Annotated in this window: 30 protein-coding genes and 1 pseudogene; 14 read left to right on the top strand and 17 right to left on the bottom strand. The window is 66.1% G+C overall.

Going from position 1 to position 23,579, the window contains the following annotated elements:
• The first annotated feature begins 16 nt into the window (after positions 1 to 16).
• The 3 genes from D0C15_RS09335 (at position 17) to D0C15_RS09320 (ending at position 3,029) form a co-directional block, all read left to right on the top strand.
• Positions 17 to 391 (top strand): DUF397 domain-containing protein, encoded by a 375-nt coding sequence (locus D0C15_RS09335; protein ID WP_245975666.1) that lies wholly within the window; start codon positions 17 to 19, stop codon positions 389 to 391.
• Between the two features lie 257 nt (positions 392 to 648).
• Positions 649 to 2,322 (top strand): Eco57I restriction-modification methylase domain-containing protein, encoded by a 1,674-nt coding sequence (locus tag D0C15_RS09325; RefSeq protein WP_211323133.1) that lies wholly within the window; start codon positions 649 to 651, stop codon positions 2,320 to 2,322.
• Entirely contained in the window at positions 2,319 to 3,029 is a 711-nt protein-coding gene (locus D0C15_RS09320) for a PaeR7I family type II restriction endonuclease (protein ID WP_162829969.1), read from the top strand. Before D0C15_RS09325 ends, D0C15_RS09320 begins: the two co-directional genes overlap by 4 nt.
• Before the next feature lie 39 nt (positions 3,030 to 3,068).
• On the opposite strand, the gene D0C15_RS09315 is transcribed toward D0C15_RS09320, so the two are convergent.
• Positions 3,069 to 3,755: a DUF2637 domain-containing protein gene (locus tag D0C15_RS09315; RefSeq protein ID WP_116042937.1), complete on the bottom strand. Its 687-nt coding sequence runs from the start codon at positions 3,753 to 3,755 to the stop codon at positions 3,069 to 3,071.
• 179 nt (positions 3,756 to 3,934) lie between these two features.
• Positions 3,935 to 4,492: an ECF RNA polymerase sigma factor SigK gene (gene sigK, locus D0C15_RS09310; RefSeq protein ID WP_342768563.1), complete on the bottom strand. Its 558-nt coding sequence runs from the start codon at positions 4,490 to 4,492 to the stop codon at positions 3,935 to 3,937.
• A 265-nt stretch (positions 4,493 to 4,757) separates the two neighbouring features.
• Between sigK and D0C15_RS09305 the strand changes: the two genes are divergently transcribed.
• Complete coding sequence (locus D0C15_RS09305) at positions 4,758 to 5,105, top strand: hypothetical protein (protein WP_116042932.1); 348 nt, start codon at positions 4,758 to 4,760, stop codon at positions 5,103 to 5,105.
• A 40-nt stretch (positions 5,106 to 5,145) separates the two neighbouring features.
• Here D0C15_RS09305 and D0C15_RS09300 read toward each other — a convergent pair whose 3' ends face one another.
• The 3 genes from D0C15_RS09300 to D0C15_RS09290 form a co-directional block, all read right to left on the bottom strand.
• On the bottom strand, positions 5,146 to 5,784 hold the full coding sequence (locus D0C15_RS09300) for a Pr6Pr family membrane protein (protein ID WP_116042929.1): 639 nt from the start codon (positions 5,782 to 5,784) through the stop codon (positions 5,146 to 5,148).
• Positions 5,785 to 5,822: 38 nt separating this feature from the next.
• On the bottom strand, positions 5,823 to 6,221 hold the full coding sequence (locus tag D0C15_RS09295; RefSeq protein ID WP_116042926.1) for a hypothetical protein: 399 nt from the start codon (positions 6,219 to 6,221) through the stop codon (positions 5,823 to 5,825).
• A gap of 88 nt (positions 6,222 to 6,309) precedes the next feature.
• Complete coding sequence (locus D0C15_RS09290; protein ID WP_116042924.1) at positions 6,310 to 7,575, bottom strand: M14 family metallopeptidase; 1,266 nt, start codon at positions 7,573 to 7,575, stop codon at positions 6,310 to 6,312.
• A 148-nt stretch (positions 7,576 to 7,723) separates the two neighbouring features.
• Between D0C15_RS09290 and D0C15_RS09285 the strand changes: the two genes are divergently transcribed.
• On the top strand, positions 7,724 to 8,266 hold the full coding sequence (locus D0C15_RS09285) for a DUF2020 domain-containing protein (RefSeq protein ID WP_116042921.1): 543 nt from the start codon (positions 7,724 to 7,726) through the stop codon (positions 8,264 to 8,266).
• Between the two features lie 185 nt (positions 8,267 to 8,451).
• Positions 8,452 to 8,904 carry a DUF6918 family protein gene (locus tag D0C15_RS09280; protein ID WP_116042918.1) on the top strand — a complete coding sequence of 151 codons (453 nt, stop codon included), beginning with the start codon at positions 8,452 to 8,454 and terminating at the stop codon, positions 8,902 to 8,904.
• A 61-nt stretch (positions 8,905 to 8,965) separates the two neighbouring features.
• Here D0C15_RS09280 and D0C15_RS09275 read toward each other — a convergent pair whose 3' ends face one another.
• A complete protein-coding gene (locus D0C15_RS09275) occupies positions 8,966 to 9,676 on the bottom strand; it encodes a hypothetical protein (RefSeq protein WP_116043193.1) in 711 nt (236 codons plus the stop codon).
• A gap of 97 nt (positions 9,677 to 9,773) precedes the next feature.
• Here D0C15_RS09275 and D0C15_RS09270 point away from each other — a divergent pair, with 97 nt between their 5' ends.
• Together D0C15_RS09270 and D0C15_RS09265 are read left to right on the top strand one after the other, a co-directional pair.
• On the top strand, positions 9,774 to 10,325 hold the full coding sequence (locus D0C15_RS09270; RefSeq protein WP_245975664.1) for a peptidylprolyl isomerase: 552 nt from the start codon (positions 9,774 to 9,776) through the stop codon (positions 10,323 to 10,325).
• A gap of 42 nt (positions 10,326 to 10,367) precedes the next feature.
• Positions 10,368 to 11,327, top strand: coding sequence for a rhomboid family intramembrane serine protease (locus D0C15_RS09265; RefSeq protein ID WP_116042914.1), 960 nt, complete (start codon positions 10,368 to 10,370; stop codon positions 11,325 to 11,327).
• Between the two features lie 6 nt (positions 11,328 to 11,333).
• Here the strand turns inward: D0C15_RS09265 and D0C15_RS09260 are convergent, their stop codons facing one another.
• Both D0C15_RS09260 and crgA read right to left on the bottom strand, forming a co-directional pair.
• Positions 11,334 to 11,750 (bottom strand): PH domain-containing protein, encoded by a 417-nt coding sequence (locus D0C15_RS09260; protein ID WP_116042912.1) that lies wholly within the window; start codon positions 11,748 to 11,750, stop codon positions 11,334 to 11,336.
• Between the two features lie 84 nt (positions 11,751 to 11,834).
• Complete coding sequence (gene crgA / locus D0C15_RS09255; protein WP_116042910.1) at positions 11,835 to 12,101, bottom strand: cell division protein CrgA; 267 nt, start codon at positions 12,099 to 12,101, stop codon at positions 11,835 to 11,837.
• 189 nt (positions 12,102 to 12,290) lie between these two features.
• Here crgA and D0C15_RS09250 point away from each other — a divergent pair, with 189 nt between their 5' ends.
• From D0C15_RS09250 to D0C15_RS09245, 3 genes are read left to right on the top strand one after another with little or no spacing between them, the layout of a single operon-like run.
• The gene (locus D0C15_RS09250; RefSeq protein ID WP_245975663.1) at positions 12,291 to 13,325 is read left to right on the top strand and encodes a class E sortase; all 1,035 of its coding nucleotides are present in this window, start codon (positions 12,291 to 12,293) and stop codon (positions 13,323 to 13,325) included.
• Positions 13,325 to 13,480: a hypothetical protein gene (locus D0C15_RS34510; RefSeq protein ID WP_170161329.1), complete on the top strand. Its 156-nt coding sequence runs from the start codon at positions 13,325 to 13,327 to the stop codon at positions 13,478 to 13,480. Before D0C15_RS09250 ends, D0C15_RS34510 begins: the two co-directional genes overlap by 1 nt.
• Positions 13,477 to 14,523: an LLM class flavin-dependent oxidoreductase gene (locus D0C15_RS09245; protein WP_245975662.1), complete on the top strand. Its 1,047-nt coding sequence runs from the start codon at positions 13,477 to 13,479 to the stop codon at positions 14,521 to 14,523. The genes D0C15_RS34510 and D0C15_RS09245 overlap by 4 nt, the downstream gene beginning before the upstream one ends.
• Here the strand turns inward: D0C15_RS09245 and D0C15_RS09240 are convergent.
• Entirely contained in the window at positions 14,492 to 14,893 is a 402-nt protein-coding gene (locus D0C15_RS09240) for an SCO5389 family protein (RefSeq protein ID WP_116042908.1), read from the bottom strand. The genes D0C15_RS09245 and D0C15_RS09240 overlap by 32 nt on opposite strands.
• 151 nt (positions 14,894 to 15,044) lie before the next feature.
• Positions 15,045 to 16,412 (bottom strand): FAD-dependent oxidoreductase, encoded by a 1,368-nt coding sequence (locus D0C15_RS09235; RefSeq protein WP_116042905.1) that lies wholly within the window; start codon positions 16,410 to 16,412, stop codon positions 15,045 to 15,047.
• 175 nt (positions 16,413 to 16,587) lie between these two features.
• Here D0C15_RS09235 and D0C15_RS09230 point away from each other — a divergent pair, with 175 nt between their 5' ends.
• Both D0C15_RS09230 and D0C15_RS35665 read left to right on the top strand, forming a co-directional pair.
• On the top strand, positions 16,588 to 17,223 hold the full coding sequence (locus D0C15_RS09230) for an aminodeoxychorismate/anthranilate synthase component II (protein ID WP_116042903.1): 636 nt from the start codon (positions 16,588 to 16,590) through the stop codon (positions 17,221 to 17,223).
• Between the two features lie 2 nt (positions 17,224 to 17,225).
• A pseudogene (locus tag D0C15_RS35665) lies at positions 17,226 to 17,333 on the top strand (ATP-binding cassette domain-containing protein); the annotation flags it as partial.
• 118 nt (positions 17,334 to 17,451) lie between these two features.
• Here D0C15_RS35665 and D0C15_RS09220 read toward each other — a convergent pair.
• The 4 genes from D0C15_RS09220 to D0C15_RS09205 are packed head-to-tail and all read right to left on the bottom strand — an operon-like array spanning position 17,452 to position 19,261.
• Positions 17,452 to 17,802: a HepT-like ribonuclease domain-containing protein gene (locus tag D0C15_RS09220; RefSeq protein WP_116042898.1), complete on the bottom strand. Its 351-nt coding sequence runs from the start codon at positions 17,800 to 17,802 to the stop codon at positions 17,452 to 17,454.
• On the bottom strand, positions 17,799 to 18,128 hold the full coding sequence (locus D0C15_RS09215; protein WP_116042896.1) for a nucleotidyltransferase family protein: 330 nt from the start codon (positions 18,126 to 18,128) through the stop codon (positions 17,799 to 17,801). Before D0C15_RS09215 ends, D0C15_RS09220 begins: the two co-directional genes overlap by 4 nt.
• A 54-nt stretch (positions 18,129 to 18,182) precedes the next feature.
• Positions 18,183 to 18,371 (bottom strand): DUF397 domain-containing protein, encoded by a 189-nt coding sequence (locus D0C15_RS09210; RefSeq protein ID WP_116042893.1) that lies wholly within the window; start codon positions 18,369 to 18,371, stop codon positions 18,183 to 18,185.
• A gap of 23 nt (positions 18,372 to 18,394) precedes the next feature.
• Complete coding sequence (locus D0C15_RS09205) at positions 18,395 to 19,261, bottom strand: helix-turn-helix domain-containing protein (RefSeq protein WP_116042891.1); 867 nt, start codon at positions 19,259 to 19,261, stop codon at positions 18,395 to 18,397.
• A gap of 51 nt (positions 19,262 to 19,312) precedes the next feature.
• Here D0C15_RS09205 and D0C15_RS09200 point away from each other — a divergent pair, with 51 nt between their 5' ends.
• Entirely contained in the window at positions 19,313 to 19,582 is a 270-nt protein-coding gene (locus D0C15_RS09200) for a hypothetical protein (RefSeq protein ID WP_116042889.1), read from the top strand.
• Here D0C15_RS09200 and D0C15_RS35440 read toward each other — a convergent pair.
• The 3 genes from D0C15_RS35440 to D0C15_RS09185 all read right to left on the bottom strand — a co-directional run bounded on the left by D0C15_RS35440 (position 19,579) and on the right by D0C15_RS09185 (position 23,579).
• A complete protein-coding gene (locus tag D0C15_RS35440; RefSeq protein WP_281270678.1) occupies positions 19,579 to 19,713 on the bottom strand; it encodes a hypothetical protein in 135 nt (44 codons plus the stop codon). The genes D0C15_RS09200 and D0C15_RS35440 overlap by 4 nt on opposite strands.
• A 501-nt stretch (positions 19,714 to 20,214) precedes the next feature.
• Positions 20,215 to 22,203: a Stk1 family PASTA domain-containing Ser/Thr kinase gene (gene pknB, locus D0C15_RS09190; protein ID WP_116042884.1), complete on the bottom strand. Its 1,989-nt coding sequence runs from the start codon at positions 22,201 to 22,203 to the stop codon at positions 20,215 to 20,217.
• The gene (locus D0C15_RS09185; protein WP_116042881.1) at positions 22,200 to 23,579 is read right to left on the bottom strand and encodes a serine/threonine-protein kinase; all 1,380 of its coding nucleotides are present in this window, start codon (positions 23,577 to 23,579) and stop codon (positions 22,200 to 22,202) included. Before D0C15_RS09185 ends, pknB begins: the two co-directional genes overlap by 4 nt.

The following is a 23,579-nucleotide window of genomic DNA, read 5'->3' as shown; positions in this document are numbered from 1 at the left end:
CCAGGGAGATCGCAGTATGAAGACCACTCGACCCACCTTCGCAGAAGTCGAGTTCCGCAAGGCGACTCGCAGCGACCCCGAAAAGCAATGCGTGCGTGTTGCCCGCCGGAACGGCTGGGTCGAGCTGCGCGACGACAAGACCACCTTCGGCGCGGCCGATGACCATCGGCTCGTGTTCACCGCCGAGGAGTTCGACGCCTACCTCGTCGGCTCTCGTGCGGGCGAGACCGGTGGTCTCTGCCTGGAGATCACGCGCCGCGAGGACGGGATACACCTCTTCCGACGTAGCGGCTGGGCGGGCGTCGAGCTGGCGTTCACCGAGGCCGAGGTTGCCGCGTTTCAGGATGGCGTCGCGAAGCACGAGTTCGACGCGATCGCTTACGCCGCATAGGTTTCCAGCCGAATGCAAACCCCCGTTGCGGCGGGACCTTCGCGCCAAGGTCAGTCAGCGGGCCAGAGTCATAGGCAGGCCCGCTGACTAACCGGCCGTTGGTTACGGCGATCCGGTCCAGCTCCGCGCCGGTCGGCGTGCGGACCTTCGACCGCTCGGTTACGAACATGCCCACATCCGTTGCCGGTCCACCACGTTTGAACGTCTTGGGGCGTGTCTACGTAGGGACCGACAGTGCTGGTCCCTAAGCTGTGCCCGTGACACTTGTAGCGACCCCCGCCATCCAAAACTACGGCGAGGTGTTTACCCGTCGATGGGTGGTCGAGGTACTGCTCGATCTGACCGGGTACACCGCCGACCGTGATCTTGGTTCACTCCACCTCGTGGAACCATCGTGCGGTTCCGGGGCATTCCTTGGAACCGTCGTCGAGCGCCTCATTACAAGCGCCCGCACCTACGAACGCGACCTCGCCTCGCTTGGTGATGCGATCCGAGCGTACGACCTCCAAGCCGAGCACGTGGAGATCTCTCGTGCGCTCTGTCGTGACCTCTTGATCACAGCCGGTGCACCTGGGTCGACCGCAGCGGCGCTCGCTGCAGAGTGGATCAACCACGCCGACTTCCTGCTACCCGAGGTGGACTACAATGCCGCTGACGTGGTGATCGGTAATCCGCCATACATCCGTTATGACGATCTCTCGGATGACCTCGCAGCGCGGTACCGCAGTACGTGGCTGACGATGCGCGGCCGTGGTGACATCTTCGTCGGGTTCATCGAACGGTCACTTCGCCTGTTGAAGCCCGATGGCAAGGTCGGCTTCATCTGCGCCGACCGGTGGATGCGGAACCAGTACGGGTCTGACCTGCGCAAACTGGTGGCTCACAACTACGCCGTTGAGCACATCTGGACGATGCACGACGTCGACGCGTTCGAGCTGTCGGTCTCGGCGTACCCAGCGATTACGGTGCTCGGCAACCACGCTCAGGCCTCAGCCGTCGTTGCTGACACGACCAGTGAGTTCGGGGCTGCCAGCGCGAACGCGCTGGCGAAGGCTGCCCAGGACGACGGTTTCGAGGAATTCGTCGGCAAAGGGGTGACGGCTCATCGGCTTCCGCACTGGTTCGACGGCGATGAATCGTGGCCCACTGGCTCCCCCGCGCGGCTGGCGCTGATCGAATACCTCAATGACCATTTCGGTCCTCTACATGACCTGAACACCCAGACGAAGGTCTCCATTGGGGTCGCGACCGGAGCGGACAAGGTGTACGTCATCCAGGACCCGACTGTTGTGGAATCAGACCGTGCTCTCCCGCTCGCAATGCGCCGCGACCTCATGTCCGGCAAGTTCGAGTGGCAGGGCAACTACCTGATCAATCCGTGGGCCGAGGACGGGTCGCTCGTATCGCTCGCCGACTATCCCCAGATGGCGGCGTACTTGTCTAACCATCCGAGTCTGCGTGAGCGGTTCGTGGCAAAGAAGGACCCCCGGTCCTGGTACCGCACGATCGACAAGGTGCAGTCCAGCCTCACCGGCAAGTCGAAGCTGCTCCTCCAAGACATGAAGACGACCATCCACCCCGTGCTAGAGACGGGCGGCTACTACCCCCACCACAACTTGTACTACGTCATCTCTGATACCTGGGACATGGAGGTCCTCGGCGGCATCCTGTTATCCCAGATCGCCCAAGCATTCATCGAGGCGTACTGCGTGCGGATGCGGGGCGGCACCCTTCGATTCCAAGCCCAGTATCTCAAACGCATCCGGGTACCCAAGCCCGAAGAGATCGATGCGGACATCGAGGACGCCCTACGACGCGCGTTTCGGACCCGTGACACCAACGCCGCGACACAGGCGGCAGCTGCTGCCTACGGCATCGATCTGAAGCAATACGACCTGGCGCCTTCTGGAGGCAGGGAGAGCGCGACGTGACGGCGAGCTACGAGGACTACAACGCAGCGGTCAAGGCATTCTGGACGGGCCGTGATCTTCAGACACAGAAGCAGATCGAAACGGGGAAGGTCGACGCTGGTGCCCGCGGGTCGGTGACCGGTGGACTGCATCTCAACCCCCTGCAAGAGTTGATCGCGCGCGAGTTCGCTCCGCTTGCTGACCTCGGCGCCACCGTGCGACAGACCGGCATCATCTCGCTTCCTGGCTACTACAGGCGCGCGAAGAACTGGGACATCGTGGTGACCTACAAAGACACCTTGGTAGCAGCCATCGAGTGCAAGTCTCAGGTCGGCTCGTTCGGCAACAACTTCAACAACCGGACCGAGGAAGCGATCGGTAACGCTGTTGACCTGTGGCGTGCCTACGAGGCCGGGCTTGTGGGGGCGATCAAGCCATGGCTTGGCTTCGCCCTCGTGTTCGAACGTGCTCCCGGTTCAACGGAGCCGGTCCGCGACCGGGGCAAGTCGCTGTACCGAACTGACCCAGCCTTTGACAACTCCTCCTACACAACCCGTTATCAACTCCTCTTCCAGCGCCTCGTACGCGAACGCCTATATGACGCTGCATGCCTTATTAGCACAGTCAAGGGTGGCGGCATCTACGAGGAACCGATGACAGAGGTGTCCACACGCAACCTGACGGCCGCGATCGCGGGCCGGGTCGCGTACATCAAAGGACTCGCCTAGGTGTGGCCTCGGCGGGGACACACCCCCTGGGGTGCGGTCTCAGCCGGGTGGAAGGAGCCTGGATTGCCGCCACCGCTGCAGTACCTTTCGGCCGTAGTTGTTTGTCCCAGCGATCCGGTCCAGCTCCGCGCCGGTCGGCGTGCGTCCCTTGGAGTGCTCGGTCACGTAGTACGCCCACATCCGTTGCTCTGCCGTGGGGTCGGCCGTCGGTCGCGACTGCTCCGGGACGACCGCGAGACGCACCACCCGCCCCGTCTCGTACCCGATCTCGGGTGTCTCGCCGTTCTCGGTGATGGTGTCGTTCGCGGTCTCGGCGCGGTGCCGCTTCAGCGCGCGGTTGAGCAGTTCGACCGCAAGCAGGAGCGCCAACGGCGGGCACGCTGCCACCGCGACGGCGAACACGCTCAACTCGGGAGCCGCCGCCACGTTCGCGCAGAGCGAGAGGCAGACGCCGAACACGAAGGCCAGCCAGGCAGCCCACCGACCGCCACCAGCGGAGCGGCCGGGGTTGGTCGTCTTCCATAGCTCGACTGTGGCCGTGGTCAAGATGCCGTCCACGATCAACGGCCAGATGGCGGCCGTGGCTTCGTCCGCGCCGAATCGCATAGCGAACTCTCGTCCGTGTCGGTAGGAGGCGTAGGCCGCGCCCAGCGCGACGAGCGCGGTACAGGCGCACTGCACCCACAGCGCGCGGTCCCGCCGGACCGGGGATGTCGCGGTGCTCACCGCAGCGCACCTCCCGCCGCTGCGACCCGCCGCGTGCCGACTGGGCAAACCGTGATTTCAGGGCCTTCAACCAGCACTTCGCGGTTCGTATGCTGACACGTTAGGCCCACAGTGTTTGACCGGGGTTTCATCGCTAGATGTTGATCTAGTTCGCGCCCTCTGACGGCGAGAATGTCGTTCTAACGATCCGGGGTGACTTCCAGGCAGTCTCGAAGTCGCATCAGCCCGTCGCGGATGCGGGACTTGATCGTTGGCAGCGCGACATGCAACGCCTGTCCGATCTCCTGATACGTATGGCCCTGGTAGTAGGCCATGAGCAACGCTTGACGCTGCAGCTCTGTCAGTGCGAAGAGGGAGCGGCGGACCCGGCGGCACTCCTCGGCGGCCTCCGCGGATTCCGTGACTTCATCGAAAGGGCGGTTGAGCACGCTCTCGAACAGGGCGCTGCGCTCCCGGTTCCGCGAGGACTGGACCGAACGGACCCGATCGACCGCGCGGCGGTGCGCCAACGTCATGATCCACGACATCACCGAGGCCTTGCTCGCGTCGTATCGGGCAGCGGTTTGCCACACCTGCAGCCACACCTCTTGGGTGACTTCCTCAGCATGCGGCCTGTCGGCCAGGATCCGGCTGATCATGCCGAATACCGGGCCGGCGCCGTGGTTGTAGAGCGCAGCGAAGGCCTGCTCGTCACCGTTGGCGACACGTGTCATCAGCTCTTCTGCCGGTGGCGGCACTCCCTGCCGCGCCCTCCTGCTGGGCGGGCGCTCGGCGATTTTCTGGTGAGGTGAGTTCACCCGAGGACCAGGCGCTGCTCCACAGCGGTGACGGCGGCCGCGGGCAAGTGTCACGACCAACTCGGACGAATCGCTCATGGCAGGCCGTATTCCACTGTGCGCGCGTCCGAAACAGTGCGGCGCGATGATTAACCACTTTGGGCTTCGATCAGCAGGTCGACCTGCTGATCGGCGCTGAGTTCGGAGTCGCGGAGCAGCACCTGCGATGATTCACCCGGGGGAGGTGGTGGCCGTGCCGGACACCGGGGGACAGCGCAGGCCACTGCTGGGGATTCTGATCGGATTGCTGACGGCTGTGGTCGTGGCGTTCCCGGTGTTCGTGCTCGTGGTGGGCGCCGTCGCGTCGTTCTCCGGGTGCTTCCTCAGTTGTGCGGAACCCGAGCCGCTCGAGGGAGTGCTCTGGACCAGCGCTGCGCTGGTGTTGTTCGCCCTGCCGTTCGCGGCCGGTGCAGCTGCCGCGGGCTTTCGAAGCCGGGTGATAACGGGGGTGTGGGCCGCGGCCCTGGTGGTCGGAGCGCTGTGGATCTTTTTCAATGTCGCCGGCTCCGTCTGAACCTCGCGCCTGGCCGGGCTGAACGGTTTATATCGGACTTTCAGATGGCTTCGGCGTCCAACCGGTCGTTGTCCACCGGGCCCACTGTCGTACGTCTGGCGGACCAGGTGGTCACCAGTGTCAGCGCGACGAACAGCATCGTGATCATCAGCGACATCACCGCCACCTGCCCATAGCCGCCCGGTTCGTCCGGGTTGAGAAACGGGTACGGGTACCAGTCGGTGAACAGGCCCCGGACGAGCGTGTATGTGACATATACCAGCGGGAAAAGCAGCCACAGCGACGTCCGACGCAGCGCGAGCCTTTTGCGGGGCGGCACCAGCAACCAGTCGAGGGCGATCACCAGCGGCATGATCCGGTGCAGGACCCAGTTGCTGAACGGCACCGCTTGCACGTTCGCGTCGGCCAGCAACGCCGCGTAGACCAGGCCCGTTGTGACCATGTAGACGACTGTCGCCCCGCGCAGCACTTCGACGATCTGCGACTCGACCGGAACTCGGGCCGCCAGCAGTAATACCACCGCCGCGAACAGGTTGCTCAGCACCGTGAAGAAGCTGAAGAAGTTCGTCAGCTGGAATGCGGGTTCGTCCCATTTGACCGCGATGTTGTACACCAGCGCCGCGATGATCAACAGCGCGCCGATGACGCGGTAGCCGCCGACAAAGTGTGCTCGGTTCATGACGTGGACCGTTTCGTTCGTCGGGCCGGGACCCGGAATCAGCGCTTGTACTTGCGGCGCAGTGCCTTCGTGCCCATGGCGATCACCGTCGCGCCCGCCGCCATGCCCACCGTCAGCAGCGCCGCGCCCACGACCCACAGTCCGCTGCCGTCCTTGGTGGCCGCGTTGACCGACCACGCCCCTACGAACGCCACGGTCATGGTCACCACGACCGGCACCACCGGAAGCAGCCAGCTCGCCGCCACCGCCAGCACGACCAGGCTCAGTGCACACGCGATCACCTGCGGCGCCTCGTACGGACCACTGGTCGTCTGCGTCGCCTGATCGAACTCACGCTCGGTGTCCAGCCCCAGCCACACCCACCACACCGCGACGGTGAGCGCCCCCAGCGCCACCACCAAGGCCATCAAGCGCGCCACCGAACGCCGCTGCTGCATGCACCGACTGTGCCAGGGCTCGGACCCTTCGGCCAGATGGCAACGGCCGGGCGTGCAGGGATCGCCCGGCCGTGTCGCCACCGACGAGTCAGCCTGCCGCCCGCAACAGCGTGTCCACTGCCTCGTCGTTGCGCGCGGTCTCGCGCGGGATCACCTCGTCCGGGGGGTAGAAGCCGTCGAGTCCGATTCCGTCGCTCGGATACATCTCGAACGTGAAGCTGAGAATCTTGTGCTCGGCCCACATCCAGTCGTTCACCGAACCATCGGTGATGTACAGGTCGCTCGACTGCTGCGGCTGGTATCCGTTGGTCTGCGCCAGCTGCTTGCCGACGTCCTGAAACCGCTGCGCCTCGGCACTCGTCATGCCGGGGCCGGTGTCCGCATCGGTGTAGCCATAAGGCCACAGCACCAACTCGGAGTACGTGTGGAAGTCGATATGCGCCTTGATCTGCTGGCTCTCACCGACCACACGGGAGTCGACGAAATCGGCCAACGCCTTGGATTCAGGTGCGGAGAACGCTGACGGCCCACGATAGGTCTCGCTGCTCGGCCGATCACTCGAACCGCCGCAGCAACCCCACTGGTGTCCCCAGTTCCGGTTGAGGTCGGTGCCCTCGTTCTGCCGGTTCTTCCGCCAGCCCTGGTACTGGCCTTCGGAGATGTCGTACTCGGCTCCGTCCGGGTTGACGGTGGGGACCACCAGAATCTCCCTGGTGTCGACCAACTTCTTGATCGCCGCGTCTTCGGCATAGCCATCGGTGAACCGCTGCACGATGTGCAGACACATCTCTGTGGTGAGGTGTTCCCGCGCATGCTGGTTACAGGTGAACAGCACCTCGGGCTCGTCCTCGTCGATGTCCGGGTTGTCGCTGATCTTGATCAGGTGGAGCTCGCGGTCCTCGTGTGAACGGCCCACGCTGGACAGCGTCGCCAGGTCCGCGTGATCGCGCTCGGTGGCCTTCAACTCCTCCGTCAGTTCCGCATAGGTGTGGTAGTTCTCGTCACCGGCGGGGAACTCGTCGACGCCTTGGGCAGACCGGCCACCGCTGCGGTCGGCCAGCATCGCGTCGAAGTCGCCGACCTGTTCAAGGGAGAAGCCGCCCGCTCGGAGGCTTCGGGCTTGTGCCGGCGAGGCGACGACCGTCAGCTCACCGTCGCGGCTTCCGAGCACGTCGACCCCGGACCCGGCCACTGTGGTTCTCTCCGCCGCATCCTCCGCGTCGAGCACCGTGTAGACCCCTCGTTCCGGCACAGTCTCGGTCTGCGGTTGCGCGGTGACCGGCGACGTGGCCGCCGCCAGCAACGCGCCCCCGGCGATCGCCGCCACGGCGATCAGGGCACGACGAGTTAACATACAGCCTCCGAACCATCACTGAGCGTGTTCTCCTCAGAGTGCTCAGAATGCCGTACACCCAGCAACCGTCGTTAGTCGGAAAGGGTTCGGCAGACTTTCGCCAACAGTCGAGGGCCAGGCACACAAGGTCTGGTTGACTGTGCGCGTTATGCGACGACTGGTTCTCATCACCGTGGTCACGGCAGGCCTGCTGGCCGCCTGTGGTCAGTCCGACGACGCCGCTAAGGGCAACCCCGCGCCGTCCACACAGATCACTCCTTCGAGTGGAGCGCAGGCTCCGGCGCTACCTCCTTCGCCGGAGCCCGTGGCCGACGGCCCCTGTCCATACCTCACGGAGGAGTTCGTCGAGGAGGCGAACGGGCAGCGCGTCTCGAAGATCAGCACCTCCACTGACAAGCCGCATCCCGCCTGCTTCTTTTACCGTCCCGACGGTTCTCAGCAACTGTCCGTGCACGTCTACGTCGGCGATACCGAGGTAGCGACCGGGCTGGTGGACGAGGCCGCTCCGGTCGACACGTCCAACCCGGCAAGCCAGCCGACCGGCTGGAACGGCGGCTACCAGAAGCTGGAGGAAGGCGCCGTCTACGCGGTCGCGAAGGACGGGTCAGCGGTTATCGTCCGTACCAACCAGTTACAGAGCGTGAAGGCTCGCAGGGTCGCCGAAAAGGCCATTTCCGCACTCCAGATCTGACCGGGCGGGCTCAAGGAGTAGCTGCGTCAGGGGCAAGTTGATCTTGTACTACCCTGTGCCGCACGCGCAGGCGTCGAGGACCAGCGCGACGTTCGGTGGCCGAGAACGCAGGGCCACACGGATCAGCGCACGACCCCCGCGAACACACCGCACCGTCGATCTCTACGTAAAAAGGATACGAATCCGTGGCTGAAACCCTCAAGGAAATCCTGCTCGACTCCAGCAGGCGTCCGGCCGTCGTGACCGACCTGCAGACCCTGGTCGACGAAGAGGTCTCGGAGAAGGGCGGCGTCTCCGGCGCCGTCGTGAAGACCGGCCACGCCGCCGTGAAGAAGATCAAGCCGGGCATCATCGGCTCCGCCGTCGACAGCCTGCTCGACGACTTCACCGCCGCCCTCGAGCCGTTCTACGCCGACTTCAAGGCCTCCGGCGGCAACGACTTCGGCGCCTACCTGTCCGGCCGTTCCAGCGAGGCCGCCGACGCGCTGCTGAACGTCACCGACTCCCGCGCGGAGCAGAGCAGCAGGGACAGCATCAAGAAGGTCTACAGCAAGCTGCGCCCGCAGGGTAAGAAGAACGTCGAGGAGGCACTGCCGCGGCTGGGCAACCTGATCGACAAGCACGCCGCGACTGCCTGATTGTCGTAGCAAGACCGAGGGCCGGGGCGAACGTTCGCCCCGGCCCTCGGTGTTTTCTGGGTCAGTTCTTCTTCTCGGTGGTCGTCGGGCTCGGCGCCTGCTGACCGTTGCCCTTGCTCTGCTCGGGCTTCGGCTTCGCCACCGGCTTCGTCGGAGCGGGCTTAGCCGTACCGGCAGTGTCCAAGGACCCGGACACCTTCGATGCCGTCGGATTGCTCTGCGCAGGCGGCGTCGTACGCGGCGGCGCGGGCGCGATCGGCGGGGCCGGCTTCGGCCGGGCGGCGTAGGCCACTGCGGCGGCGAGCGCGCCGAGGCCCAGCAGCCACGGCCACTTGCGGCTCTTCTTCTCGCCCCTCGCGGCCACCTTCGCCTCGGACATCGCGGTCTTGAAGTCCTTCTTCGCGTGCTTGAAGTCCTTCTTCGCCCTGCGCTTGGAGTGTCCAGCGGACTTGGCCGCCTGAATTGCCGCCTTCTTCGCCTTACGGCCGGGCTTGCGCAGTTCCTCGCGGCGTTCGGCGGCCACCTGCTGGGCCTGCTTGGCGCTACGAGCGAGTTCCTTGCGGGTCTGCTTCGACTTCTTCGCGAGCTTCTTCCGCGTGCGCCGGCTGGACTTGCGCGCGGTATCGCTGCTCTCGGCGAGCTTGTGCTCAGCGACCTGCGCGGCGTGGGCGGTCACCTCGGCTCCCGCCTTGCCGACCTCGGCAGCGCGCTTACGCAGACCGAGCAGGCCGGACTTGGCAGGCTCGTTCACCTGCTCTGGGGCCCGAGTCATGGCCTTCACCTCGTCAATCGTTTCACTTCAGCTTGTCTGCTCGTTACCTATCCTGCCCCTTTCTGGCGGATTTCGCTGCGGATGGCACGATGAACGTGTGACTGAAAGCAATGGATCCCTCGTTGGGGCGACAGTGACGGCGACCCTGCACACGAACCAGGGCGATATCCACGTCAACCTCTTCCCCGATCACGCCCCGAAAACGGTGGCGAACTTCGTCGGTCTCGCCGAAGGCAGCAAGGACTACACCCAGCCGAATGCCAAGGGGGAGAAGTCGGGTCCGTTTTACGACGGTTCGATTTTCCACCGCGTCATCGATGGCTTCATGGTCCAGGGTGGCGACCCGACCGGCACCGGCCGCGGCGGCCCGGGCTACAAGTTCGACGACGAGTTCCATCCCGAACTGCAGTTCAACAAGCCATACCTGCTCGCCATGGCGAACGCGGGGCCGGCGACGAACGGTTCGCAGTTCTTCATCACCCTTGGACCGACCACGCACCTGAACTTCAAGCACACGATCTTCGGTGAGGTCACGGACCAGGACTCCCGCAACGTCGTCGACACGATCGGCCACACCGCGACTGGCCCGGCGGACAAGCCGCTGGACGACGTCGTCATCGAGCGGGTCTCCATCTCCCGCGAAGGCTGATTCACTTCACGGAAGCGGCGGACGGGTAAGTTGGAAAATACCGTGAACCAGCCTCCATATCCTCCGCATCAGGACCCTCCTCAGCAGCAGGCCGCGTTGCCGACCTGCTGGTGGCATCCGAACAGGCAGACCGGCCTGCGCTGCACCAGGTGCGAGCGGCCGGCCTGCCCGGACTGCCTGCGTGACGCTTCTGTCGGCTACCACTGCATCGACTGCGTGCAGGCCGGCCGGCAGCAGCAACGCGCGCAGCAGGGTCAGTACCGCCGTGCCGGGTTCGGCGCGCGCACGGCTGCCGGCGCACATCCGATCAGCAAACCGCTGGTGACCCCGGTGCTGATCGCGATCAACGTGCTCGTCTTCATCCTGACCGCCGCACAGGCGCAGGACCCGATGAACAATGGTGCCTCCGACCTGCACCAGGACGGCGTTCTCTGGCCGATCGGCATTGTCAGCGGCGACGAGTGGTGGCGGCTGATCAGCTCGGGGTTCCTGCACTTCGGGCTGCTGCACGTGGCGATGAACATGTTCGCGCTGTGGATCCTCGGCCGGGACCTGGAGATGCTGCTCGGCCGGCTCCGGTTCACCGGGCTGTACTTCGTCTCGCTGCTGGGCGGCTCCGCCGCCGTGTTCATGTTCGACGACATCGGCAAGGCCACCGCTGGCGCATCTGGTGCGATCTACGGCTTGCTCGGCGGCATCCTCGTCGCCGTGCTGAAGCTCCGTCTCAAGGCGACGCCGGTGCTCTTCGTCATCGGCCTGAACGCGGTGCTCACGTTCTCCATCCCGAACATCTCCTGGCTCGGCCACCTCGGTGGTTTCGTCATCGGTGCACTGATCATGGTCGCGATGCTCTACGCGCCGGAGAAGAACCGCGGCGTTTGGCAGGGTGGCGCGGTCGCGCTGCTTGCGGTCGCCCTGATCGGGCTGGTCCTGCTCCGCGACGCCCAGCTCGCCAACGCGACCTGCACGGTCGTCGGCAACCAGCTCGTCTGCACCAGCTGAGCAGGCTCAGTACGCCGGTCGCAACGCGTTGAGTTCGTCGAGTACGTCTCTGGGGTCGGCGCCGAGTTCGAGCGAACCGAGAATCAGCAGGTCGTCGGCCTCGATCTCGAGCACGTCTACGTCCCTGCCGAGTCGTCTCGTGGTTGTCAGGCGCACCCTGACCTCCGGCCATGCCCAGCGCAGACTCCGGCCGAGGGTCCGCACCCGGATGCCCTCATGGTCGGCCGCGAGCCGGGGCCGGACGAAGGCACCATGCGCTGCCGCCGCGACCAGGGCCACCGCTGCGACTCCGAACAGCAGCGCGCCGGTTCGGTCGGCCGAGAACGCCAGATAGGTGCTTCCCGCGGCCGCGGCGGCCGCCCCGAGCCAGCCGATGACGACCAGCGCCGGCTTCGGTGACCAACTACATATGGGGTTATCCACAGGGCTTATCCACAATGGGGATGAGTCACAGTGATGTAATTAGCTGTCAAGCGGCCGTTCGGCGCAATCATTGCTATCTGTGACCTAGCGCCAGCGCATGGTCATCAACAGACCGGAAATCATCAGGGCGAACCCGACGGCGAAGTTCCAGTTACCCAGTTCGAGCATGAACGGGATCTTGTCGCCTGCGATGTAGTTCACCACGAGCCAGAGCAGGCCGAGCAGCATGAGCCCGAACATCACGCCCTTGTAGAGCGGGTGCGACGGCCCGGCAGCGCGCACCTTGACAGGTGTGTGCCGATCGGCCGGCGGCGTGTAGGCCGTCTTCTTACGGACCTTGGACTTGGGCATCGGAGTCCTCGCGTGCTGGTCGGTCTCTTGTCAGGAACAACTTCGTTGCAACCACGTTGTCACGCATCCAGGCGCAACCACGACTATCTGAACACGTTAACGTAATCGAGGACGCGCAAGTACCGGGGAGAGCCGTCCTCGCAGCCCGAATGTGACTTCGGGTCCATCTGACGCTCGAAGGGAGCTTGCGTGGCATCTCGCGACCAGCCGAGACCGCGGAGGTTCGACGGCCCCCATTCGGCCGACGCGGACACCGTCCAGACCCGTCCTGTCGACCCCAATGCCGACACTACGGTGATGCGGCCGGTGCGCCGGGAGCGTCCGGAGCGAGCCGAACGGCCCGAACGCCGGAACGAGTCCGGCGGCACGGACCGGCCACCACCCCGGCGCAACCGCACCGCGCCACCCGCGACGGGCGGCGGAGGCAAGGGGCGTGCTGCCGTGCGCACCTTCGGCGAGCTGCTGATCACCGCGGGCCTTGTGGTGCTGCTGTTCGTGGTCTACGAGCTCTATGTCACGAACCTGATGTCCGCGCAGCTGCAACGCGAAGCCAGCGCCCAACTCGACGACGACTGGACCCAGCAGCGTCAGTTGCAGACCGACCTCCTCGAAGGCGAGGCCTTCGCGAAGATCTACATCCCGTCGTTCGGTGCCGACTACCAGTTCACCGTGCAGCAGGGGGTGGGGTCCGATTCGCTGGAAATCGGGCCGGGGCACTACCCCGACACCGCCATGCCGGGCGAGCCGGGCAACGTCGGTATCGCGGGTCACCGTGTCGGCAAGGGTGCGCCGTTCAACGACCTCGACCTGCTGAGCTCCTGCGATGCCGTGGTGGTCGAGACCGTTCAGAGCTTCTTTGTCTACCGGGTGCTGCCCATGCAGGAAGAGATCGAGGGCTGGGCCGGTGGCAAGGGGCTTGACCCGAAGTGCGCGGGCGTGCCGTCGCTGTTCGACCCTGCCGTTCCGGAGGGCGGGGACTATGGCGAGACCTACGGCCGCCGCATCGTCCTGCCCAGCCGTGGAGACGCCGTCGCGCCCGTGCCGTACAAAGCGAACATCGACCGGCCGAAGGCCGACCAGGCCGCGCTGATGACCCTGACCACCTGCCATCCGCAGTTCTCCGACAAGGAACGCCTGATCATCCACTCGGTGCTGACCAATGAGTTCCAGAAGCAGCCGGGAGCCAACTACGCCGGTCTGCTCGAGAAGATCGGGGAGGCCTGATGTACGGCTGGATCTGGCGGCACCTGCCCGGCCCGGTACCCCTGCGCATCGTGCAGGCGATGCTGCTCATCGCCGGGGTGACCGCGTTGCTGATGTTCGTGGTCTTCCCGTGGGTCGAGCCGATGCTGCCGTTCAACGACGTCGCGGTGGAGTGAACGGGAACGGTTTGCGGTTCGGGGTCTTCCTGGTCAGTGGCCGGTTTCCGGGCCAGCAGGACGCTGAGGTGCTGCGCCGGTCCGTCCGGCTCGCGCTCGCCGCAGAGCTCGCCGGGTTCGACGACGTCTGGTTCGCCGAACACCACTTCATGTCCTATGGCGTGTGTCCTTCGGCATTGACCCTGGCCGGGCACGTGCTCGGCAGGACCAGCACCATCGACGTCGGCACCGCGGTCAGCGTGCTCTCGACCACCCATCCCATCGCGCTTGCCGAACAGTGGTCGATGCTGGACGCCGTCTCCGATGGCCGCTTGCGGCTCGGGGTCGGCCGCGGCGGGCCCTGGGTTGACCTGGAGGTCTTCGGTACCGGGCTCGACCGCTATGACTCCGGGTTCGCTGAGTCGCTCGACCTGCTGCTGGCGGCGACACGCGAACCGACCGTGAGCGCGGCGGGCAGTCAGTTCGCGTTTCGTGAGGTCGGGCTGGTGCCGCGGCCTCGGCGACCCGTGGCACCCGTGGTCGCCTGTGGCTCGCCGGACTCGGACTCGGTCCGGCTGGCCGCGAGCCGGGGCCTGCCGATGCTGCTCGGGATGCACGCAAACGACGACGAGAAGGCCCGGACGGTGCGGGCCTACGAGACCGCGACCGCTGCCGCCGGTGCGGCTCCGCACGTCTCCACGGTGCTCTGCCAGGTCGGCGACGACCGGCGCGAGGCCGAGCGAGCCGTGCTGGACTCACTCCCGGGCTGGCTGGGCCCTGGGCTGTCCGCCCACCGGCCGGTCGACGGCCGCGCCCGCGCGCGCAAGGACCCAGTCGCCTACGCCGAGCGGCTGTGCGCGATCCATCCCGTCGGCGGGCCCGCCGAATGCGCGGACCGGCTGGCCGAAGGCATCCGGCGTACCGGCGTATCCCACGTGATCATGCTGGTGGAAGCCACCGGTACGCCGGAGCGCACGCTGGAGAACCTTCAGCGCATCGGCGCCGAGGTGCTGCCCGCTGTACGCGCGGGCGCTAGCAGTCCCGCAGCTCGGGGCTCTGGTTGAGCAGCTGCCCTCGTGGCGAAACGAAGGCCCGGTAGCGATCGCTGTCCACCGTGCCGTCGGCGGCCGGGCGGAACGCGCCGACCCGGTGGCAGTTCTGGAAGGCCAGCTTCACGCCGAAATGCCGTTCGAGACCGCCGCGAATCGCGTCCGAGGCCAGTGCGCGAAGCAGTTGACCGCGTTCGGCCTCGCTCGGTGGTGGCGTCTCGTGGTCGGCGAACCCGTCCGTGGTGACCTCCAGGTCGGCGATGACCGTGGTGATCACCTGCCAGGCGTAGGGCAGCGAGTCCCGCACGCAGGCGACGAACTCGGCGTCGTCGACTTCGCCGCGCTCAGCCTTGTCGAGCAGGGTTGGCGAAACATCGAGAGACATCGAACCTCCTGTAGTGGCCGGTGCGGCCGCGCTGGCGGCCGCCATTCCTGGCTACTGGACGCTCGAGGTCAACGACAAGTGGAAATGAAGATCTTTACCGACTTGGACGCAGGTGATGTCGCTGAGTGATCATCACCGTCACTCCACCAGGTCAGGCCTGGTGGTCCCGGGAGACCCGCACCATCTCCTCGCGCTCGACGACCTTGACCCGCTCGCGGCCCTGTGTCGCGCCGAGCGAGCGCTCGTGGGCGTCGAGCTTGCCCCAGCCGTCCCAGGTCGTGAACGGCACGCCGCGCTCGCTCAGGAACTCGACGATCGCGTCCGGATCAGGCTGCTTTGCCTCGGCCAGTCCGTCCACGTCGGCGAGCAGGCTGGCGATCGTCTCCGCCGCATCGCCCTTCGTGTGCCCGATCAGGCCGACCGGGCCGCGCTTGATCCAGCCGGTGACATAGACGCCGGGAACCTGCTCCTCGTCCAGGTCGAGCACGCGGCCCGCCTCGTTCGGCACGGTTCCGGTGGTGTTGTCGAACGGGATCTCGGCGAGATTGGAGGACAGGTACCCGACAGCGCGGTAGACGGACTGCACATCCCAGTCGTGGAACTCGCCCGTACCGCGTACGTTGCCGTCCCCGGTGAGCTCTGTCCGCTCGGTCCGCAGTCCGGTCACACCGCTGTCGTGGTCGCCGACGACCTCGGTCGGCGAGTGGAAGAAGTGCAGGTGCAAGCGTTTGCGGCGGTCGCCGTGATCGCGGATCGCCCACTCCTGCAGGGTCTTGACCACCATGTCGATCTGCTTTGATCCGCGGATGGCGGTCATCGAACCCTCGTCGAACTCGATGTCCTCCGGGTCGACGATCACTTCGACGTTCGGCGAGTGGTCCAGCTCGCGCAGTTCCATCGGCGTGAACTTGGCCTGCGCTGGTCCACGCCTGCCGAAGACGTGCACGTCGGTGACCGGGCTGGCCTTGAGGCCCTCGTAGACGTTCGGCGGGATCTCGGTGGTCAGCAGCTCGTCGGCGGTTTTCGCCAGAATGCGTGCGACGTCGAGTGCGACGTTGCCGACACCGAGCACGGCGACGCTCTTCGCGGTCAGTGGCCAGGTCCGCGGCACGTCGGGGTGCCCGTCGTACCAGGACACGAAGTCGGCCGCGCCGTGGCTGCCCGGCAGGTCGATGCCCGGGATCTCCAGTGGCCGGTCGGCGCTGGCACCGGTGGAGAAGATGATCGAGTCGTAGAACTCGCGCAGGTCGTCGAGCTTGATGTCGCTGCCGTAGTCGACGTTGCCGATCAGCCGGATACCCGGCCGGTCGAGCACCTTGTGCAGGGCGTTCACGATGCCCTTGATGCGTGGATGGTCAGGTGCGACGCCGTAGCGGATCAGGCCGAACGGGGCCGGCATCCGTTCGAACAGGTCGATGCTCACCTCGACGCCGGCCTTCTCGGCCTTGTCCAGGATGTCGGCGGCGTAGATGCCGGCCGGACCGGCCCCGACGATGGCCACACGCAGTCGACGGCTCATGCCCTACCTCTTCACAGTCACGGATCAGGTCCCAACTGTCCACGGTAAAGTAAGGTTCCCCTAAGTTTCATTGTGATATGACGTACGGTCCAGCATCTGGGCTGCCCATTGACCTCCACCTAGGTAGAGGTTGTATGGGCGGGGCAGGGTGGCGCCGCACGCTAAGGTGGTTCACATGCGCGTGCTCGTCGTCGACAACTACGACAGTTTTGTCTACAACCTGGTCCAGTACCTGGCCCAGCTCGGTGCCGACTGCACCGTCTGGCGCAATGACGTCGTCGACCTCGACCGCGTGCCCGAGTTCGACGGGGTGCTCGTCTCCCCGGGCCCCGGAACGCCGGAACGTGCAGGTCAGAGCACCGAGGTAATCCGCAGGTGCGCCGAGTCCCGCACCCCGATGCTGGGTGTCTGCCTCGGCCACCAGGCGCTCGGCGTGGTCTACGGCGCCACCGTGGACAGGGCGCACGAGCTGTTGCACGGCAAAACCAGCGAGGTGCACCACTCCGGTGCGGGCGTGCTCGCCGGGCTGCCCGACCCGTTCACCGCCACCCGCTACCACTCGCTGACTGTGCTCGCCGACACGATCCCCGCTGAGTTCGAGGTCACCGCTCACACCGATTCCGGGGTGGTGATGGGGATGCGGCACCGCGAGCTGCCGCTGGAAGGGGTGCAGTTCCACCCGGAGTCCGTCCTCACCCAGGGCGGGCACCGGATGCTGGCCAACTGGATGGCCTCTGCCGGGCACGCCGTCGCGCCGGCCACCGTGAACTCGCTGGAAGCCGCCACCAAGGCACTGCAGTCCGCCGCCTGACCCTGCTGGAGCCGCGGGGCGTCAGTAAGCGCTATGGCCGGGGCACGGTCGTGGGTCTGCTCGGGGGCAACGGTTCCGGGAAGCCGACGCTGCTGCGAATACTTGCCGGACCGCTTCCCCGTCGCGACGCGCATGGCCGTGTGGTGGTCCGGTGCTGCTCGGCTTGGGGGCGTCCCTGCTCGTGCTGAGCACGGTCCTGGTCGTACGTACCACCGCCGCCGTGGCTAGCTAGGGGTTGTCGGCCGAAAGAGAGTCGAGGATGGCGCGAATCTGCGGCAGCAACGCGGGGAGTTCGACAGTGACGACCGACCACAGGACTTCAAGGTCGACTTCGAAGTAGCCGTGGATGATGCGGTGACGCATGCCGATGATTGCCGACCACGGGACCTCGGGATGCGCATTCTGAACGGCCTTGCTGACGTGGTTCGATGCCTCTCCGACAATCTCGGCCAGCCGAGTGAGCGCGAGCTGGCCTTTTAGATCCGCGTCGAACTCCTCGCGTGTCGCAGGTTTCAGCTGCTCAGCGATCTCTGCCGTTTCAATAATGTCCCGCAAGCGCTCTGGGGTCGCTCGCTTCACACGGTCACCGCTTCGAAGAGGACGCGGTCACGGTAGCGCGCCTTGAGTCCGTTTGGCGTGGTGACCTGCGTGAAGACGTTCAGCAGGGCTTCCACGTCGAGTGCGAAACCAGACAGCGCGAACAGGCCCGTGCCGGGTTCGACTTCCACGAGGAGGTCGAGGTCGCTGTCATCGTCGGCTTCGCCTCGGGCGACCGAGCCGAAGACACGTACTGTGCGTACGCCGTGCTTTGCCGCGATGCGGTAGATCTCGTCACGGTGCGCCCGTACCTCGGCCAAGGTGACCCGGCGGTGTGGGGCATCGATCAACGCTCCGGTGCCGGACATGGTGCGCTCCCTCCTGTAACTCCTCCCCCATTGTCGCAGGAAAGAGCCACGTGGTCACTTGAGCCGCGTCAGCAGGGCGCGCCAAGCGGTGGGGCGGAGCGCGAGGTGGCCTGCGGTGCGGTCCTTGGAGTCGCGGACGCCGATTACCGGCTCGGCGAACGCGACCTCGACGCAGTTGCCGCCGTTGCTGCCGCTGTAGCTGCTGGTGAACCAGGATTCGTCAATGAGGTCCGGGGCAGTCATGACGCACCCCTTCAGGTGGCGGTCTAGGTATAGGACCCTGCCATCTTATCGAGGAAGTCGCGGGACTTTTCCGGGTCCAGTGCCGCGTCCCGCAACCGCCCGAGCACCTTGCTGTACTGGGTGAACTCCTCCGGTTCCTTGAGGTAGGTGGCACCGAAGAGGTCTTCGAGGTAGACCGTGGAGAAATTCTGCTCGGCCAGCCGGAACAGTTGGAACGCCGACGCCATGGTGATGCGGTCCGGCGCGTCGAACGGCAGGATCCGGATGGTGATGTTGGGTCGTTTGGAGGCGGCGAGCAGGTGCCTTAACTGGGCGCGCATGATGGCGTTGCTGCCTTGAATCCGGCGCAGGGCCGCCTCGCTGATCACCACTTCGAGCCGCAGCGACGGCCTGCCGTTGCGCTTGAGCGCTGCCTGCCGGTTCATCCGGGTGGCCACCTGCTGCTGGATGATCCGCTCATCGGCCTCCGGTTCCCAGGCCACGATCGTCGAACGCGCGTAGTCCTCGGTCTGCAGCAGGCCGGGGATCATGTCGATTTCGTAGCTGCGGATCTCCGTGGCGTCCCATTCCAATGCCAGAAACCGGCGGAACCAGTCGGGTACCGCGTCCCGTTGCCCGGAGCGGCGCCTGCGCCGGCGCTTCGGCTGGGCCTCCGCCAGGGCGATCAGGTAGTCGCGCTGCTCCGGGCTCGCGCCGTAGAACTCGGCGAGCTTGCGGATGTCCTCCGGGTCGGCGGTCTGATTGCCGTTCTCCAGCTTGGAGAGCTTCGGCGTCTGCGCGCCGATGACCGCCACCGCCTCCAACGCGGTGTAGCCGGCCTCCTCACGCAGCCGGCGCAGCTCGATTCCGAGCTGGGTCTTCAGCAGCTCCGGGTCCGAAGGAATGTCCATTCGCAGGACTCTAGCAGTTGCTAATCGAGAAAGTTTCTCCATACTGTTCGCATGGACCTGACAGAGTTGCTGGAAGTGGCTGCCGTCGAAGGACGGCCCCGCCGGTTCGCCATCTACGGAACCCTCAAGCGCTACCCGGACGAGCCACTCCTCGGCTGGGGCATCGAGCTGCCGGACGGCGGTGGAACGTTGTTCAGCTGGGCGAGCAGCCGATCCGTCCACACCGCCGACTCCGCGGCCAGGGTGCTGGCCCTCCAGTCGATCATCGGCGACGTCCGGCTCAAGTGGCTCGACGCCGCAACCGAAACGCGGGTGGGTTAGTTGTTCCGCTGGCGGCGTTCCAGGGCCTTCGCCGCTTCGCGCCGCGCCGGGGCGGCCACTTGCACCGGGCTACCCGCACCCTGTCCCGCCAGGTCCTGCCAGCCGGAGATCCGGCGTACCAGCTGCTGCAATCGTTTGTCGCCTGGCCGCACATCGAGGTAGAAGATCAGAGAATCGCTACGAGAACTATTGATACGAAGGTGGGAAAAAGCACGATCAGGGCGCTGGACAGCCAATACCGACGTGTCCGGAGTTCATTTCGTCGCCGAGCCCACGAGTTTATGACCAGCCATAGCGCCAGCAGTACCGCAAGAAGCGGAACCAGCAGGATCAGCCATGGCAGTGGTCCGTCGTTCTCGGTCGGCTCCCGTTGGGTGAGCCCAATTTCCGCGAGCGGAAAGTTGCTGAGGAAGAACCAGAGGAACCACAACGGAATTACGGCTACGCACCCCAGGACGAGGTTTGCGACTACGGGATTACCCATTTCCAGTATGGGCCGGTTCGACTGGTCATGGCACGTCAGCTACCTCGTGCGATTTGCCCCGAAAACGAATCCGGGGCAACGCTGACCGCAGGATCGGCGCGCCCGCCCGTCCGGCCGGGAACGGGCAGCCGGACGGGCAGCGGGTTGATCAGTTGCCGCCGCCAGGGGGATCGGGGATGAGCCCGCCGTCGTTCTCCGAGGACTCGGTGGAACCGTCCTGCTCGCCGATGACGAGCGTGATGTCCTGATCCCTGTCGATCTTGCTACCGGCCGACGGGTTGGTGCTGGTCACCCGGCCGATCTGGTCGGAGTCGGAGACCTCCTCGGTCTCCACCGTGACGTTGCCGGACCAGCCCTCCTCGCGGAGCTTGGCCATCGCCTCGTCCTCGGTCATCCCGACCAGATCCGGCATGTCGATCTGCTGCAGTTTCCCGTTCGAGACATCGAGGGTGATCGTGCTGCCCACGGCCGCCTTGGCGCCGTTGGGCTGCTGGCGCACCACGATTCCCTCGGGCTGATCGGAGTCGACGTCGTTGCGCTGGACGTCGAAGCCCGCGCCCCTCAACGCGGCGCTGGCCTCCTCGAAGGGCTTGCCCTCGTAGTTGGTGACGTCCACCAGCTCCGGCGACTTGCCCACGGTGATCGTGACGGTGCTGCCCTGCTCGATCTTGGCGTCCGGAGCAGGGTTCTGCTTGATCACCTTGCCGATCAGGTTCTCGTCCTCGACCACTTCCTCGTTGATCGTGGGGTCCAGCAGCAGCTGCTGATCGTTGAGCAGCTGCTCCGCCTGCTCGCGGGTCTTGCCCTCGAGGTTCGGCACGGCCACGTCCTCCGGCTCGGCACCGACCGTCAGCGTGACCGTCGTCGACGTGGGCACCTGTGCGCCCACGGCGGGATCGACCGCGAGCACCTTGCCGATGTCGTCGGGGTCGCACGGTGGTTCCCCGTCCGGCACCGGATGACAGGCGACCTTCTTCGGCGTCCCGAAGCTGGTGAATCCCGCATCACGCAGGCTCGACTCCGCCTGTGCCTGCGGCTGGTCGATCACGTTCGGGATCGGGGCCTCCGCGGCCTCGCCCTTGAACGCACCCGTCAGCCACATCACGAACGCGATCAGGGCGATCGCGAGGACCACCAAGGCCGCGATCAGCCAGTTGCGCTTACGGCGCCTGCGCCGTTCCTCCTCTTCGTCGTAGGCCGCCGGGTCGTACTCGTCGTACGCGTCGGGCTGCCTGCGGCCGGCGTTCATCACCTGGGTGCGCTCGTCGTCGCTCATCACCATGGGTGCCGACGGCCGCTGTCCGGACAGGGTCCGCACCAGGTCGGAGCGCATTTCGGCGGACGACTGGTACCGGTTCGCCGGGCCCTTCGCCAGTGCCTTGAGCACCACCGCGTCCAGCTCGGGCGACACGGCCGGGTTCGCGACCGAAGGAGCCTGCGGGTCCTCCCGCACGTGCTGATACGCGACGGCGACCGGCGAATCGCCGGTGAACGGGGGCTCCCCGGTGACGAGTTCGTACAGCACGCAGCCGGCAGCGTAGACGTCACTGCGCGCGTCCACCGACTCGCCCCTGGCCTGCTCCGGCGAGAGGTACTGCGCGGTCCCGATCACCGCGGCGGTCTGCGTCATCGCTGACTGGCCGTCGTGGATGGCCCGGGCGATGCCGAAGTCCATCACCTTGACCGCGCCGTTCTTGGTGATCATCACGTTGGCCGGCTTCACGTCCCGGTGGACGATGCCGTGCCGGTGCGAGAAGTCCAGCGCCGCGCAGACGTCGGCCATGACCTCCATGGCGCGCTTCTGCGACATCGGACCCTCGGTCTTGACGATGTCGCGCAGGGTCCGGCCCTCGACGAACTCCATGACGATGTAGGGCAGCGGACCGTACTCGGTCTCCGTCTCGCCCGTGTCGTACACGGCGACGATCGCGGGGTGGTTCAACGCGGCCGCGTTCTGCGCCTCGCGACGGAACCGCTCCTGGAACTGGGGATCCCGCGCCAGGTCGGCGCGCAGGATCTTGATGGCCACCTCACGGCCCAACCGGACGTCGTGCCCGTGATGCACCTCGGACATGCCGCCGTAGCCGAGCGTGTCGCCCAGCTCGTAGCGATTTGAGAGCAATCGGGGTGCGCTCATCGATCCGTGCCGTCCTGTCCCGTCCACAGTGTGCCCATCATGCCGTGTGTACCGTCGTTATCCGGTGAACGCCGCCCGTGTCCCGGCCGGTTGTCCGTCACAGAAGTGGTGTCCATCGCGTCCTGAAGACCGCTAGCTCCGGTGCCCTGTTCCTGATCGCCGTTGCCCTGCTCGCGCGTTACGGAGCTGCCGCCCCCGAGCCCGTCGCGCGGTATGCCGGCGTCGTCCTGCTCCAGCAGCCGGGGCAGCACCAGCGCAAGCCCCACCAGCAACAGCACGATGACCAACGCGAGCAGCAGCCACAACGTCGTGTGGTTGCGCCGCTGGACCTGCGGTACCTGGTTCATCCCCGTGGCCAGACCCGGGTGGACGGCCGCACCAGTGGGCGGGGACACCGGACGCATCGTGGGATGGGAGCCAGGCCCGACTGGGCTCTGACCGGCCATCGGTCCCTGCGCTGCGGCCTGCGCCGCCGCGGAGTACCCGGCGTTCACCAGACTCACCGGTGCGGGCAGCGGATGCCCGGCGCGCACAGCGGCGACCGCGTGGGCGAACTCACCACCGCTGTTGTAGCGCCTGCGAGGGTCCTTGACCATCGTCGCCTCGATCACCGCCCGCGCGTGCGGTGGCACGTCCGGCGGCAGCGGCGGCGGCATGTCGCGGATGTGCATCATCGCCACCGTCACCGCGTTCTCCGACAGGAAAGGGCGGTGGCCCATCAGGCACTCGTAACCGCATACGGCAAGTGAGTACACATCGCTCGCGGGTTCGGCGTCGTGCCCGAGTGCCTGTTCCGGTGCGATGTAGTGCGCCGTGCCCATCACCATGCCGGAGCGGGTGACGGGTGCGGCATCGGCGGCTTTGGCGATACCGAAATCGGTCAGCTTCACCTGGCCTGTCGGGGTGACCAGGATGTTGCCCGGTTTCACGTCCCGGTGCACCAGCCCGCGTTCGTGTGCGGCCTGCAGCGCGTGGCCTGCCTGCTCGAGGATGTCGAGGGTGCGGTCGGCGGAGATACGCCGTTCCCTGGCCAGGATGCCGGCCAGCGGTTCGCCCTCGACCAGTTCCATCACCAGGTAGGCGATGTGCTGTGGTTCGGTCTTGCTTTCGGCGCTGTGCGTGCCGGGTTCCACGGTCTCGCCGTAGTCGTGCACCGCGGCGATGCCGTGATGGTTCAGCGAGGCCGTGGTCCTGGCCTCGGTGCGAAACCGGTGCAGGAACTCGGCGTCACCGGACAGTTCGGCCTTGAGGATCTTCACGGCCACCGTCCGGTCGAGCCGTGTGTCGTTGGACTCCCAGACCTCACCCATGCCACCGACGGCGATGCGACTGGTGAGCCGATAGCGGTCGGCAAGCAGCTGCCCGGACGCGAGCAT

This window comes from Amycolatopsis palatopharyngis (assembly GCF_003385185.1).
GTDB classification, from domain to species: domain Bacteria; phylum Actinomycetota; class Actinomycetes; order Mycobacteriales; family Pseudonocardiaceae; genus Amycolatopsis; species Amycolatopsis palatopharyngis.
This window is presented reverse-complemented; position numbering and strand designations above follow the sequence as displayed.